Annotated in this window: 13 protein-coding genes; 2 read left to right on the plus strand and 11 right to left on the minus strand. The window is 69.3% G+C overall.

The features are described from left to right. The first annotated feature begins 855 nt into the window (after positions 1–855). On the plus strand, positions 856–2,502 hold the full coding sequence (locus BMZ92_RS23005) for an ABC transporter substrate-binding protein (protein WP_091511221.1): 1,647 nt from the start codon (positions 856–858) through the stop codon (positions 2,500–2,502). Between the two features lie 725 nt (positions 2,503–3,227). Here the strand turns inward: BMZ92_RS23005 and BMZ92_RS23010 are convergent. Beyond that, the gene (locus tag BMZ92_RS23010) at positions 3,228–4,430 is read right to left on the minus strand and encodes a hypothetical protein (protein WP_091511223.1); all 1,203 of its coding nucleotides are present in this window, start codon (positions 4,428–4,430) and stop codon (positions 3,228–3,230) included. Between the two features lie 187 nt (positions 4,431–4,617). After that, positions 4,618–5,205 carry a TetR/AcrR family transcriptional regulator gene (locus BMZ92_RS23015; RefSeq protein WP_091511226.1) on the minus strand — a complete coding sequence of 196 codons (588 nt, stop codon included), beginning with the start codon at positions 5,203–5,205 and terminating at the stop codon, positions 4,618–4,620. Positions 5,206–5,322: 117 nt separating this feature from the next. On the opposite strand from BMZ92_RS23015, the gene BMZ92_RS23020 reads away from it, so the two are divergent. Continuing rightward, positions 5,323–5,751 carry an organic hydroperoxide resistance protein gene (locus BMZ92_RS23020; RefSeq protein WP_091511227.1) on the plus strand — a complete coding sequence of 143 codons (429 nt, stop codon included), beginning with the start codon at positions 5,323–5,325 and terminating at the stop codon, positions 5,749–5,751. A gap of 425 nt (positions 5,752–6,176) precedes the next feature. On the opposite strand, the gene BMZ92_RS23025 is transcribed toward BMZ92_RS23020, so the two are convergent. The 9 genes from BMZ92_RS23025 to BMZ92_RS23065 all read right to left on the minus strand — a co-directional run bounded on the left by BMZ92_RS23025 (position 6,177) and on the right by BMZ92_RS23065 (position 13,081). Beyond that, positions 6,177–6,986, minus strand: a complete 810-nt coding sequence (locus BMZ92_RS23025) for an SDR family NAD(P)-dependent oxidoreductase (protein WP_091511230.1) — start codon at positions 6,984–6,986, stop codon at positions 6,177–6,179. Between the two features lie 12 nt (positions 6,987–6,998). Then, positions 6,999–8,060 carry a biotin synthase BioB gene (bioB, locus tag BMZ92_RS23030; RefSeq protein WP_091511233.1) on the minus strand — a complete coding sequence of 354 codons (1,062 nt, stop codon included), beginning with the start codon at positions 8,058–8,060 and terminating at the stop codon, positions 6,999–7,001. A gap of 52 nt (positions 8,061–8,112) precedes the next feature. Beyond that, on the minus strand, positions 8,113–8,640 hold the full coding sequence (locus BMZ92_RS23035) for an avidin/streptavidin family protein (protein WP_091511235.1): 528 nt from the start codon (positions 8,638–8,640) through the stop codon (positions 8,113–8,115). Between the two features lie 20 nt (positions 8,641–8,660). Then, positions 8,661–9,038, minus strand: coding sequence for an acyl-ACP desaturase (locus tag BMZ92_RS23040; protein ID WP_091511238.1), 378 nt, complete (start codon positions 9,036–9,038; stop codon positions 8,661–8,663). A 206-nt stretch (positions 9,039–9,244) separates the two neighbouring features. Then, complete coding sequence (locus tag BMZ92_RS23045; protein WP_091511241.1) at positions 9,245–9,718, minus strand: ferritin family protein; 474 nt, start codon at positions 9,716–9,718, stop codon at positions 9,245–9,247. Then, positions 9,715–10,569 carry an SAM-dependent methyltransferase gene (locus BMZ92_RS23050; protein WP_218153534.1) on the minus strand — a complete coding sequence of 285 codons (855 nt, stop codon included), beginning with the start codon at positions 10,567–10,569 and terminating at the stop codon, positions 9,715–9,717. Before BMZ92_RS23050 ends, BMZ92_RS23045 begins: the two co-directional genes overlap by 4 nt. Continuing rightward, positions 10,569–10,829, minus strand: a complete 261-nt coding sequence (locus BMZ92_RS23055; RefSeq protein ID WP_091511243.1) for an acyl carrier protein — start codon at positions 10,827–10,829, stop codon at positions 10,569–10,571. Before BMZ92_RS23055 ends, BMZ92_RS23050 begins: the two co-directional genes overlap by 1 nt. Positions 10,830–10,841: 12 nt before the next feature. Continuing rightward, the gene (locus BMZ92_RS23060; protein WP_091511245.1) at positions 10,842–11,501 is read right to left on the minus strand and encodes a hypothetical protein; all 660 of its coding nucleotides are present in this window, start codon (positions 11,499–11,501) and stop codon (positions 10,842–10,844) included. After that, positions 11,498–13,081, minus strand: a complete 1,584-nt coding sequence (locus tag BMZ92_RS23065; protein ID WP_177228830.1) for an AMP-binding protein — start codon at positions 13,079–13,081, stop codon at positions 11,498–11,500. Before BMZ92_RS23065 ends, BMZ92_RS23060 begins: the two co-directional genes overlap by 4 nt. Between the last annotated feature and the right edge of the window lie 149 nt (positions 13,082–13,230).

Here is a 13,230-nt window from a genome sequence, read left to right on the forward strand (position 1 = left end):
CCACCCGATACGACAAACTCGCCACCGTCTACCGAGCAGCCATCCTCCTGCACGCCGTCATCACCTGGACCACAACATTGTCAGACATGACCTAGGTCGTTCTGACCGGAACCGCCGGTCAGTAACCACTACGGTGTTCTTGCCGAGATCGAGATCGACCGTTCACCAGGGATTGACGGGCGATGCTGCCCGAAGCAGAACGGTGCTAGCACCCACGGCGATCGTCAGGCTGGATCGAGCGGCCGTGAGACCCACCAAAGACCTGCGCAAACAGGCGCAGCGGAAAGCGCGCTCGGCTACCGTCCGGTTGAGCAGCGGCCCGAGCCTGATGGTACCGACTCGAGCAGCAGATCACTACGAGAACGCCGTTCCAGGCAGACACAGAACGACGCCGAGAGAGGCGGCCGAGCCTGGTCCGCTCGGACGGTCCGTCTCCACGGCCGTGCGGCTCGGTAGGCGACAACTTGGACTAGCGGCTCCATTTGCGGCCCCTTCCACCCTCTCAAGTCAGTCCGCGGCAACCGAGTCAACTCACGGCTGACAAGCTTTACCAGGGCACGCCCCTGACATCTCTGAGCGACACTGGCGGAGCGGTCAGGGGGCCTCAGGCCTGCGTCCCTGCACGACGTCAAATCTCGGATGAGCATCCTTTCGTCGGTCCACGATCTCCCGCGTTGACAGAGAGTTGGACAAGCTGTTTCATGTGACGAAACAGCTTGACCGAGGCGCGGACACACCTCAGGCCAGCCACGTGGAGGCGCGATCCGTCGCGCGTACCCACTGTGCCTTCTTTGTTGCCCAAACCCTGCCGAACAGCCCAATCACTCTCTGCAACATCTGCTACTAGGAGCCAATATGCCGTTCAATTCCCCACTGAGCCGCCGTGACATGCTGCGGGCCTCGGGGCTGGCTGGCGCCACCCTGGGCATGGGAGCGCTCGGGATGACGCTCAGCTCTTGCGGGAACAGTCCCAGTGGTACTGCCGGGAATCCCGCCGCATCCGGTGCGGGGGCCGTCGCGAGCGCGCTCCAGCCAGGTCAAAGCGTCGAAGGCACCATTTACAGCGACGTCGTCAAGAATCTCCCACGAGGGGGCAACCTGGACATCACCCTGACCTTCGCCTCCGCCACGCTGAACATCCTCTCGACTACGACGAGCAACACCCAGTGGTACGCCGATCCCTGTCACGACTTTCTCGAACGATTCGACACCAACGGCAACCTCGTTCCATCTCTGGCCCAGAAGCTGGAATTCGTCAACCCGACGACCTACCGCTACACACTGCACGAGGCACGTTTCCACAACGGCAGGCAGGTGACGGCCGAGGACGTAGTGGCTACGGTTGACTACCTCCGCAGCCCAGCCCTGGCGTCGAACCGGGCCGGCGCTTTCCGCGACGTGCAGTTCCGCGCACTCAATCAGAAGACCGTCGAGGTCGTCCTCCCAGAACCAAACGCGGGCTTCCGGTACAACCTCGTCGGGTTGTGCATCGTTCCGAGCGAGGCCTTCGCGCAACTCGCCACCAACCCAATTGGTTGCGGCCCCTACAGGTTCGAACAGTGGGTCAAGGACTCGTACATCGACTACAGCGCTTTCACCGACTACTGGAACAAGGATTTGCCCCGGCTCGACCGGTTGCGGCTGACATTGCGGACCGATTCAGAGGCGGCGTCGCAGGCGATACGCGCCGACCAGACCGATGTACTCGACGTCGTGCCGACCGCGCAGGTGCCGATGTTCCAGCAGCTGATCGACTCGAAGCGGCTCGCCGGCGTCTCCTACTCGGCTGGCTGGAACTTTGTTGGCCTGAACACAACGAGGCCGAAACTCAGCGACCCCCGAATTCGGCGGGCACTCGCGCTCAGCATCGATCGCACCGCGGTCGCGCGGGTTTCCGGCGGGAGCCTGAACCAACCGATATGCACCGCACCGTACGCGCCGACTCACCCGCGCTACCCGAAGAACCTCGACTACCCCCGCGATACCGCGCAGGCCAAGGCACTGATGCAGCAGGCGAACGGGAAGGACCTCACCATCGAGCTCCTGGCCACTGACGCCACGATGGAGGCGATCGCGACAGTGCTCCGCAGCAACTGGGCGGAGATCGGCGTGACCGCGAACATCCTGAGGATCGACGTCCCCACCTATGTGAGCCGACGGTCCAGGAAGGACTTCGACGCGGTCGCCAGCCAGTGGTTCTTCAGTCCCGAACCCTCGTACGTCTTGGACCAGCTCTTCTCCTCCAAAGGCACAAACAACTTCTGGGGCTACAGCAACCCGCAGGCGGACCAGCTGATCACGCAGGGCCGGTCGACGACCGATCCCGAGGCTCGCGCCTCCATCTACAACAACCTGCTCAAACTCCTCTTCATCGACGAGCCGAGCATGATTCCCCTGTCGACGGCAGCGCGGCTCATGGTCTTCAAACCGGGTGTGGACGGGGACCTGATCGTCCCCAGCTCGTTCAACCTCTGGCGGTACGCGATCGCCGCCCGGCGGTGACCAGGAGTTTTCCGGGTACCGGTCTTCCCTCGTCGGCCGCCGTGTTCGCACCGTCGGATATGGTGATCACGGCGGCAGCTGACGCTGCTCCGGTGACCTGAGCGGCGAGGCTAGAGTCGGCGGAGGCGGCGGTCATACGACCCCGTCTCGCCAGCTCGGCCGTCGCCGTGCAGGTCGAGCTGGCGTTAGACTTTGTGCCGAACGGTGCGCCAGCTATGAATGCCTTGAGGAATTGAGGAGCCGGTTAGATCTGACTGAGCCAATTTGCTTGGGACGCCACGTTGTAGGCGAATGAGGTCTCCGTCCCCTACGAGGGCTATCGTGACAGGGATAGAATGAGAACAGCTTGAGCCGCGCTTGGGAGAAGCAGCAGTTCCAAATGCGAACCCCGAAGTAGCTGCACATTTTCAAGATCGCCCCTTCCCTGAAGGTACCCAATTTTCAGCTGGCACCTCCGGCCTCAAAGGTCATACTCACGCTCGTGCCGACGAAACCACCATCGCTTAACCGGGAGAACTGGGGATCAGGGAAACGGACCTCAATCACATGGGATGAGCGTTTCCGCTTCTGACGGCCGCATAAATCTAGGCGCCCCCACACGGATCGCTCTGTCGCTCTATTCGACGCTACGGAGTAAGCGGCTTCTGGGCTCGCATCTTCAACGCGACTCCACGAAAAGGGGCTGTGTGCCACGCTTGTGACACACAGCCCCTTCGTCAAAAACCTCAGCGCTTCAGGTACTTCAGCGCGTTGCTCAGCGAGTCCGACCACGGCGAGGCCAGGTCGAGCCGACGGAGTTCGTCGGCGTGCTGGACCGCCGCGAGCTCCGCCATGAGGCGGCCGCGCATGCGCTCGTCGTGCGCGACGTTCGCCGAGCGGAGGGCCCGGTCGAGGCGGGTCTTGCGGAACGGGGTGAACCAGGACGCGCGCGCGAGGTGGGCGGCACGGCGAGCAGCGCGGTCGCGGGTGCGGGCCAGCGCGTCGCGCTCGTCGTCGCCCAGGCCGAGGCGCGACAGGAAGCGCTCCTTCAGCTCACGGCTGACCCGCGACCACGTGGACGGCCGGGTGCGGCTGTGCCGCAGCTCGATCCCGAGCGCCAGGTGCAGCATCACGACACCGAGCACCGGCCCGAGCGTGACACGCGCCAGACCCGAGACCGGGCCGGCCAGGTCGAACGCCATGTACCCGGACGCGGCGCACAGCGCCCACAGGATCAGGCGGGCGGGGCCGGGCTTGCCGCTCGAACTCCGGATACCGGCCCGCATCGCGAACCCGCAGGCGATCAGCGCGACCTCGACCACGGCGAACATCGCGCCGCGCTCGTAGACGTTGGTGATGCCGAGCTTGTCGCCGAAGAACCGCCACGAGGTGTCGACCGAGACCAGCAGCGACATGAACGCCACGAGGTAGAAGCCGCGCGACCCCTCCGGCGCCTTGCGCTTCGTCGACGCGGCAACCTCCGTGACCTGCACCGGCTGCGGGGCCGGTTCCGGGGCGGGAGCGGGCTCCGGCGCCGGCTGGACGACCTCGGCGGTGACGGGCTCGGGCTTGGCTTCCGGCTCGGGCTTGGTCGCCGGCTCGGTCTTGGTCTCCGTGGCCGTGTCGTTCTTGCCGGCGGCGCGGGCGCCGTCCAATTCGGCCAGCATCTTTTCGGACAGTCGCGGCAGGTCACCGGTGTCGCCGAGCCCGCGCTCCTTGCGCCACTTGTCCACCTGCGCGGACACCGAGGAACGTTCGCGCTTGGGGTTGGTCACCACGCCGTAGGTCATGAGGAACGCGATGACGTCCGAGGTGGACGGCTGTTCCAGTGCTTCACAGGCGTAGCGAACCTTCTCGTCCATCGTCTTCATCGTGGCCAAGCGGACGGCATGGGCCGCACTGCTCAGCACGTCCGCGGAAGAAGCCTGCTGATCGCTCTCGGTTTCCATGAGGTTGTCCTTGTTCAGTTCTCGCCGGTGGGGGTCGCGAGCATAACCGGTGCGGAAATCGCTGCGAAGGGCACCCTCGATGGAGGGGCGTGGACGTCTGGTTCAGCAGGGAGATGGACCCTACCGCCCCGTCTTCTGGGCACTCACGCCGGGGAGGGGCGGACGCCGAAAGCGCTTTCTCGGGTGCTCAACCCCGCGCCGCGGCGACCACCGCACGGCCGGCCGCGACGAGCGACTCCGCGCGGGCGCCGGGGCCCGCACCGAGGTACGCGCCGACCATCGCGCCGTCACGCAGCATCATCAGCTGGTCGACCGCTTCGGCCGGGTCGGCGATGTCCAATTCGGTCAGCAGGCCTGCCAGCACCCCGGCGAACCAGGCGCGGTGCGCGGCGACGGCCTGGCGCACCGGGTGGCTCGCGTCGGCGTACTCGGCGGCCGCGTTGATGAACGGGCAGCCGCGGAAGTCGGCCGCGCAGCTCGCGTCCGCGAGCAGGTGCGCGATGGCTTTCAGCGTCGCGCGCGGGTCCGGGCTCCGCAGGCGCTCCAGCGCCTCGCGCTCCACCGCCGACCGGCCCTCCAGGTACGCCAGCACCAGGTCGTCCTTCGTGGGGAAGTGCCGGTAGAACGTCACCTTGCTGACCTCGGCCGCCGCGATGATCCGGTCGGCGCTCACCGCGCGGATGCCCTCGGCGTAGAACAGCTCGTCCGCCGCGGCCAGGATCCGGTCCCGCACCGGTGGCCGGCTCGTCGCCGTGCCTTGTGCCGCCCGGGTCATCGACCACTCCCCTCTCCGCCGCGAACTCCCCCAGGTTAACGCCTCTCGCCAAGGGGAGCCCGACAGTGCTAGCTTGTAGACGTACTAGTTCGTCTACCTCTGCGAGCAGGAGAAACCATGTCCGACAGCCTCTACACCGGGATCGCGACCTCGACCGGCGACGGCAGGGCGGGAGGCCGCGCCCGCACGAACGACGGCCTGCTCGACGTCACGCTGGCGATCCCGAAGGAGATGGGCGGCCCCGGCGGCGCCACCAACCCCGAGCAGCTGTTCGCGGCGGGCTGGGCCTCCTGCTTCCACTCGGCGGTCAAGGCCGTGGCGGCGCAGCGGAAGGTCGACGTCAGCGACTCCGCGGTGGTGGCCGAGGTCCAGGTGCACCCCACGCCCGAGGGCGGGTTCAGCCTCAGCGCCGCCCTGCACGTCGAGCTGGCGGGGGTCGACCAGGCGACGGCGGACCAGCTGGTCGAGGCGGCGCACGCGATGTGCCCCTACTCGAACGCCACCCGCGGCAACATCCCGGTGACCGTCGACGCGACTGTGGCGTGAGGACAGTGGGGCCCGGCCGCCGCGCGATGGCGGTGGCGGGGCCCGGCTCGGCGGGAACGCCGCGGGCGGGTTTGGCTGCCGCGGACGGCGGTGGCGGGCCCGGCTGACGGGCGGGAACGCCAGGCGCGGTGGGGGTGGACGTCGCGGGACCGCGGCGGCGGGCCCGGCCGGGCGGGAATCCTCAGCGCGGTGGGACGTGCCCCTCCCTGAGAAGGCGCGGGCCTGGCAGACGGGCGGAAAAGCCAGGCGCGGTGGCGAGTGGACATCGCGGGACCGCGGCGGCGGGCCCTGCCAGGCGGAAACCCCCCGGCGCAGCGGGACGTGCCCCTCGCGAAGGGGCGCACCCGGCCACCGCGCGAGGGCGGCCGTGGGCGGCCACAACCCTCACGCGAAACGCCGAGAACCGTGGCCCACCCCGCCACGGCTCACCCCTCCTCGGCCACCTCGCGCAGGTACCGAACCACCCCCACGCGCCGCGCGACCCAGGACGCCAGGCGGGGCGACACGGCGCTCACCACATCCGCCACGCGCTCCAGCGGCGGGGCGACCGTGATCTCCACCCGGTCCTCCCGGATGCAGCGCACCACGGCCCGCGCGACGGCCTCCGGCGGCACCCGGCCGAGCAGCACCGGGCGTTTCGCCTGCCAGCGCGACGAAATCCCCACCTCCGCCACCAGCGCTGGGTACACCGCGGACACCCCGACGCCCGTGCCCCTCAGCTCCTCCCGCAGCGACCACGTGAAACCCACCAGACCGTGCTTCGCCGCGGAATTCAGGGCACCGTAAGGATAAGCGGTGCGCCCGGCGACCGAGCCGACGTTCACGACGTGCCCCTCACCCGCCGCCAGCAGGTGGGGCAGCACCAGCCGCGTCAACGACTGCGCCGCCACCAGGTTCACCAGCGCCACGCGCCGGATGTCGTCCAGCGACACGTCCTGGAAGCGCGCGATGCGTTCCACCCCGGCGTTGTTCACCAGCAACGACGGCGGCCCCAGCGCCTCGGCCACCACCCGCACCACCCGCCGCTGGTCCTCCTCCTCCGCCACGTCCGCCGGCACCACCAGCGGCCGCGGACCGTGCGCGGCAGCGCGCTCCGCGGCGGCCCGCAGGCCGTCCTCGGAGCGTGCCACCAGCGCCAGCCGCACCCCCGCACGCGCGAGGTGTTCGGCGAGCACCACGCCGATCCCCCGTGAGGCCCCCGTCAGGATCCCCACGGCCCCCTCCGGCACCGGCATGGCACCCCTCCGCTACGCGTTCGCGGGCAGATCCGTGCCCGCACCCCGCTTGCGCACCTTCACGAGGTCCCGCCGGTGCTCCGGCAGCGTCGGCTCCCCCGCGCCCTCGACGACGAACCCCAGGTCCTCGATCATCCGCACGTCGAGGTCACCGTCCTGCCCCTCGCTGGTCAGGTAGTCACCCAGGAACAGCGAGTTCGCCAGGTACAGCGCCATCGGCTGCAGCGAACGCAGGTGGATCTCCCGCCCGCCCGCGATCCGCACCTCCACATCGGGGAACACCAACCGCACCATCGCGAGGATCCGCAGACAACGCTGCGGCGTGAGGCTCCACCGCTGGTCCAGCGGGGTGCCCTCGATGGGGATCAGGAAGTTCACCGGCACGGAGTCGACATCCAGCTCACGCAACGCGAACAACACGTCGACCAGTTCCTCGTCGGTCTCCCCCATTCCCGCGATCAGCCCCGAACACGGCGACAGCCCGGCCTGCTTCGCCTGCCGGACGGTGTCCACCCGGTCCGCGTACTCGTGCGTCGAGCAGATGTCGGCGTAGTGCGAATCGGCTGTGTTGAGGTTGTGGTTGTACGCGTCGGCCCCGGCTTCCTTCAGCTGCCCCGCCTGCCCGTCGGACAACAAGCCGAAACACGCGCACACCTCGACGTCCGGATACGTCCGCTTGAGCTCGGAAATCGTTTCCGCGACCCGCCGCACGTCCCGGTCCGACGGGCCGCGGCCGCTGCCCACCAGGCAGACGCGCTTGGCCCCGCGCTCGATGCCCGCCGACGCCGCCGCGACCGCCGCGTCCGGCTTGAGCCAGCTGTACTTGAGGATCTCCGCCGCCGATCCCACCCGCTGGGAACAATACGTGCAGTCCTCGGGGCACAGCCCGCTCTTGAGGTTGACCAGGTAGTTGACCTTGACCCGGTTGCCGAAGTAGTGCCTGCGAACGCGGTGACCGGCGGCGACGACGTCCAGCACCTCTTCGTCGGGAGTGGCCAGCACGGCGAGCGCCTCTTCCCGCGTCAGCGGTTCGCGGCGCAGGGCCTTTTCCGTCAGCTCGGTGAGCAATTCCATGCCTCCCAGAATGGCAGAAGAAAGCATCGGTAACCGGAGGAGACCAAATTCCTCAGCGCGGCAGCCCCGCGCTCTCGCCCCGCTGCTTCGCCTGCTCGACCTGGGCGGCCGTCGGCGCGGTCCTGGTGAACTCGTCGTGACCGACCAAAGTGGACTGCCACTGGTCCGCCGGGGTGGTGCCGGAGGTCAGCAGCCACTGCGTGACGATCCGCTCACCGGTGCCGCCGTAGTACTGCCCGCTCCAGCTGGTGGTGGAGTGCGCATTGCGGAAACTGTTGTGCCAGGCCACCGTCCAGCCCAGCGCGGTGCCGGTACCGGACACCGGCGCGATGTCGTACCCGCCTCGCAACGGGTAGGTGCTCTCGGCGTCCCCCACCGCGGATTCGTACGTGCCCGAAAGCGCGCCGTCCGCGGACACGGTCAGGTTCATCACCGAGCCGAGCTCGTTGTACCAGGTGCCGGCCAGGCTCGTCAGCGTCGGCGTGACGGTTCCCTGGCTTTCACTGGCGCTGGCGGCGACTGTGCCGGCCGAAACCAGCAACGCGACCAGCGCGATCAGCACCTTGCGGAAAGCAGACATGCGATTCTCCCCTTCGTGACTCACTGTTTCCGATCCATGGGCAGCCGGGTCCGCAGCCCCGCCTCGGCTTCGCGGGCGGCGGCCTTCGCCAGTTCACGCCTGCTCACCTTCAGCCGCGACAACACCGGCAGGAACACTTCGCGCAGGAACACGGTGCGGTCGATGCCGACCGCCCGCATCACCTCGATACGGCTTTCGTAGTCGGGCACCAGGTCGTACGCGGGCATGTTGAAGTTCGAGAACACGTGGTGCAGATCCGCCACCGTGCCCTCCCTGTCCTCGGCCAGGCACGCGCCGATGGCGTCGAGGTAGAACCCGCCGTGGGCGGCCTCGTCACGGGAGATGAAGCGGTAGATCGACGCGAGCAGCTCGTCCCCGGCCTCCCGCGCGGCGGCCAATACCGCTAAGTTAGTACGTTTTACCTGGTCAGGGCGTTACCGGAGGCTCTGTTCAGTCGTTCCCGCCGGTTAGGCGGTTCTCCACTTAAGACAGTCGCCGTTGCGGTTGAGGGGAATCTTCAATTGAGGCAACTGTTCTGTCGGGGTGTGACCGCTCTGTGGGCGACGCCTCCAAACGCCTCTGAGCTGCGGAAACTCGCCTAAACTTAGCGGTATTGCGCGGCGGCGAGCTGGCGCCGGTAGATCATCCACGTCGTCTTCTCCTGCAGCGCGCCGTAGCAGATCATCTGCCGGATCGTGGGGAACGGCAGCTTCCAGCGCCGCTTGGTCAGATCGGCCTCGAACTCGAACATCTGCCGCGACGTCCGCTGCCCGGTGCGCACGAGGTACTCCCGCAGCACGAGCGCGTGCTTCGCCTCCTCGTAGCCCCAGTTGACGTGCCACCACGCCTGGCCGAACGAGTCGCGGAACAGGTTGAGGCCCTCCCCGACGTAGTCCGGCATGTAGGACTCGACCCCGCAGAACGTCTCCGCGCACAGCGCGAGATCGGCGTTGTGACGGGTGCGCTCGGCCAGTTCCCACGGCAGGTCGTCGAAGACGTTCCACCGCCGCTTGCGCTCGGCGGTCTCGAAGAACTCCAGGTAGTTGCGGTAGAGCTGTTCCTCGCTGAGGTAGCTCATCGGATCTCCCTCCTGCGGAGGCTGAACTGGGCCAGGCTCTGGTACCGGCGGTCGAAGGCGAGCACGCACAGCGACAGGTACCGCTCGTAGTCGGCGAGGACCGCCGCGCCCCACCGCTCCCGGACGATGTCGGCACGGAAACGCAGCCGCCGCAACCACTCCTCGCACGTGCGGCGGTAGTGCTCGCGCCGGGTGCGCACGCGCACCACCTCCCAGTACGGCTCGGCCGTGGCGAGCACGTCCTCCAGCCGGGGCGCCATGCCACCCGGGAAGATCGACGACGTGGCCCAGCGCAGTTCTTCGAGGTCTGGACCACCGCGCGGCATCCGGTCACGCAGGATGGTCTGCAGCGCGAAGGCCGCGCCGGGCCGCGTCCAGGAGTGCACGCGGCGGAAGAAGTCGGCGTACCGGGCGAGGTGCCGCCCCGCCCACACGTCGTCCGGGCTGACGACGTGCTCGAACATCCCGATCGACAGCACGGCGTCGAACGGCTCCGCCGGGGCGAAGTCGCGGTAGTCGCACAGGCCGAGCGTGACGCCGGGGATCGCGCGGTCTCGGGTCGCGGCGAGCTGCGCCGGGCTCAGCGTGATGCCGTGCGCGCGGCGGACTCCCCGCCGGTCCACCTGGAACTGGAGGTTGGCGCCCCAGCCGCAGCCGATGTCGAGCACCCTCGTGTCCGGGCCGGTGCCGGCCTGCTCGCTCAGGTACGCGAGCTTGCGCAGCTGCGCGGTCTCCAGGTCGTCGCCGTCCTCCCACAGCGCGCACGAGTAGTTGCGCTCGGAATCCAGCCACAGCGCGAAGAACTCGTTGCCGACGTCATAGCTGACCTCGATGTCGGCCTGCGTGGACATCAGCCGGCCTCGGCGTGGACGCGCACGACGAGCCGGATCAGGTCGCCGATCGTCTGGATGCCGGACAGCTCGTAGTCGGGCAGGGTGACGTCGAAGCGTTCCTCCAGGCGCGCCACCAGTTCGAGCATCTGGACGCTGTCGATGCCCGCGTCGGCGATGTGCGTCTCCGCCGACAGCCCGCTCGCGTCCAGCCCCGGCACCACCGCCTTCGCCTCGGTGCGGATCTCGTCCAGTACCCGCTGTTCGCCCACCGGTGCCATCCCGCTCTCCCGTCACTGGTCGGTGCGCCACAGGGTGAGGCGCACCAGGCTCAACTGGTTGTCTTCGATCGCGCCGGCAAAGGTCTGGACCGCGCGGAGGCAGGCCGCGTAGCACTGGTCCCCGAACTCGGCGCGCAGCGGCGCTTCGCGGTCACGCAGGCGGCCGAGCCACGCCAGCGCGGTGCGTGCGTAGTCGTGCTGGTGGGTGTCCACCTCCCGCACCTCCCACCACCGCCCGCACGCCTTGGCCACGTCCTCCGGGCGAAGACAGCGGCGCCACAAGGGGATTTCGCGGACCACGTCAACCAGCGCACGGTTGGTCGCCGCCGAACGCGGCAGGCGGCCGGCGGTGAGGGTGGTCAGCGCCATGCGCGTGCCGGGTACGGTCAGCGCGTGGGCGCGGGCGAAGATCCGGCTCAGCACCCCGAGGTGCTGCCCCCGCAACCGCTGCTCCGGGGTGACGGCGTGTTCGAGGCACTGGTCACCGATCACCGCGTCGAACGCACCGTCCCCGTCCGGGAGAGCCGCCAGGTCGAGCAGCCGCGTGCCCTCGCCCGCGGCCTCCCGCAGCACGTCGGCCCTGCGGCGCAACGCCGTTTCGAGCTCGTCCGCCCCGTCCGTCCAGAACCCGCAGCGGTGGTCGGGCACCAGCGTGGGGAACACGGCGTTCACCGGGCCACCAGCCCGCCGTTGGCGAGCAGCTCCGCGGTGTGGGCCCGCCGGAGCTTGCCCGAGCTGGTCTTCGGCAGGTCACCGCCCACGACGACCACCTCCCCCACGGTCAGGCCCAGCCGCGACCGGACGGCCCGCCGGACCTGCTCGGCCAGCCGGTCGCGGTCCACGGCCCGCGAGGCCGCGACGGCAAGCCGCACGCCCTCGGTGTGCTCGTCGCGCACGGCGAGCGCCGCGACGTTGCCCGGCCGCACCCCCGGCACCTCGCTCGCCGCGAGCTCGATGTCCTGCGGGTGGTAGTTCACGCCGTTGATCACGATGACGTCCTTGATCCGCCCGGTCACGTACAGCCGGTTCTCCCGCAGCAGGCCCAGGTCCCCGGTGTGCAGCCGCCCGTCGCGGAACGCGCGGGCGGTCGCGGCCGGGTCACCGAAGTAGCCGTCGGCCAGCCCCGGCCCGGACACCACGATCTCGCCCTCGGTGCCGTCGGGGAGGTCCTGGCCGTCCGGCCCCACAACGCGGACGGTGGCGCCTTCGACGGGCACCCCGCACGACACCAGTTCGCCGTCGGGGAACGTCGTGAGCCCCTCGTCGCACGGGGTGAGCGTGACGGCGAGGGTGGCTTCGGCGAGGCCGTAGGACGCGAGGAAAGCGTTGCGCCGCAAGCCCGCCGGGGCGAAGCGGTCGGCGAAGGCACGCAGGGTTGCGGCACGCACCGGCTCCGCCCCGCACCCGGCGACGCGCCACGAGCTGAGGTCGAGCGCGGCGATGTCGGCGTCCTTGGCACGGCGGGTGAGCAGGCCGTACGCGAAGTTCGGCGCGAACGCCAGCGTGCCACGCACTTCGGTGATCAACCGCAGCCAGGACACCGGGTCGCGCGCGAACCGCAGCGGCGGGAGGTACCACGTGGGCAGCTGGTCGATCAGCGGCGTGAGCAGGAACCCGACCAGGCCCATGTCGTGGTAGAGCGGCAGCCAGCTCACCGCGCGGTCGCGGGAGCCGTCGATGCGCAGCCCGGCCTGGATGGCGAGCAGGGTGGCCAGGAGCGCGCGGTGGCTCACCGCCACCGCCTTCGGCGTACCCGTGCTGCCGCTGGAGAACTGCAGGACCGCCAGGTCTTCCGGCTCGGGCGGCTGCACGGGCCCCGGCGGGGCGGCGAGCAGTCCGGCGAAACCGTGCACCGGGCGGCCGGCGAGCGGGCCGTCGCCGAGCACCCGCCGGATCGGCTCGCCGACCACGCAGCACACCGCACCCGTGCGCGCCACGACGTCGTGCAGGTGCGCTCGGTAGGACTCGCGCTGCCCGGCGCGGAACGGCGGGAACACCGGTACCGCGACGACCCCGGCCCGCAGCGCGGACAGGAACGCCACGGCGAACTCGTACTCGTCGGCGACGACGAGCACGACCCTGTCCCCGCGGCGGGCGCCCAGCCCCGGCCACCGCGCGGCCGCGTCGGCGGTGAGCTCCCGCAGGCGCGTGAACGGCACGGCCCGTCCACCGGGAAAAGTCAGGCCGCGTTCCGGCCGGTCGAGCCGGGCGAGCACGTCGGCGACCGTGCGCACCTCGTCGGGCACGAACACCTTCCCTTCCCCCTGAAATTTGTCCGGATTACCGATCCGGAAGAACGAAGAAAAAGAAATCCCCATACCGGCGACCGCAACGGCGGAATCGGAAGCGCCGCCCAGGCCGGCACGTCGGCCTACGTTACACGGGACCCCGCGGCCCGACA

The organism is Amycolatopsis sacchari, from assembly GCF_900114035.1.
In the GTDB taxonomy this organism is placed as follows: Bacteria; Actinomycetota; Actinomycetes; order Mycobacteriales; family Pseudonocardiaceae; genus Amycolatopsis_E; species Amycolatopsis_E sacchari.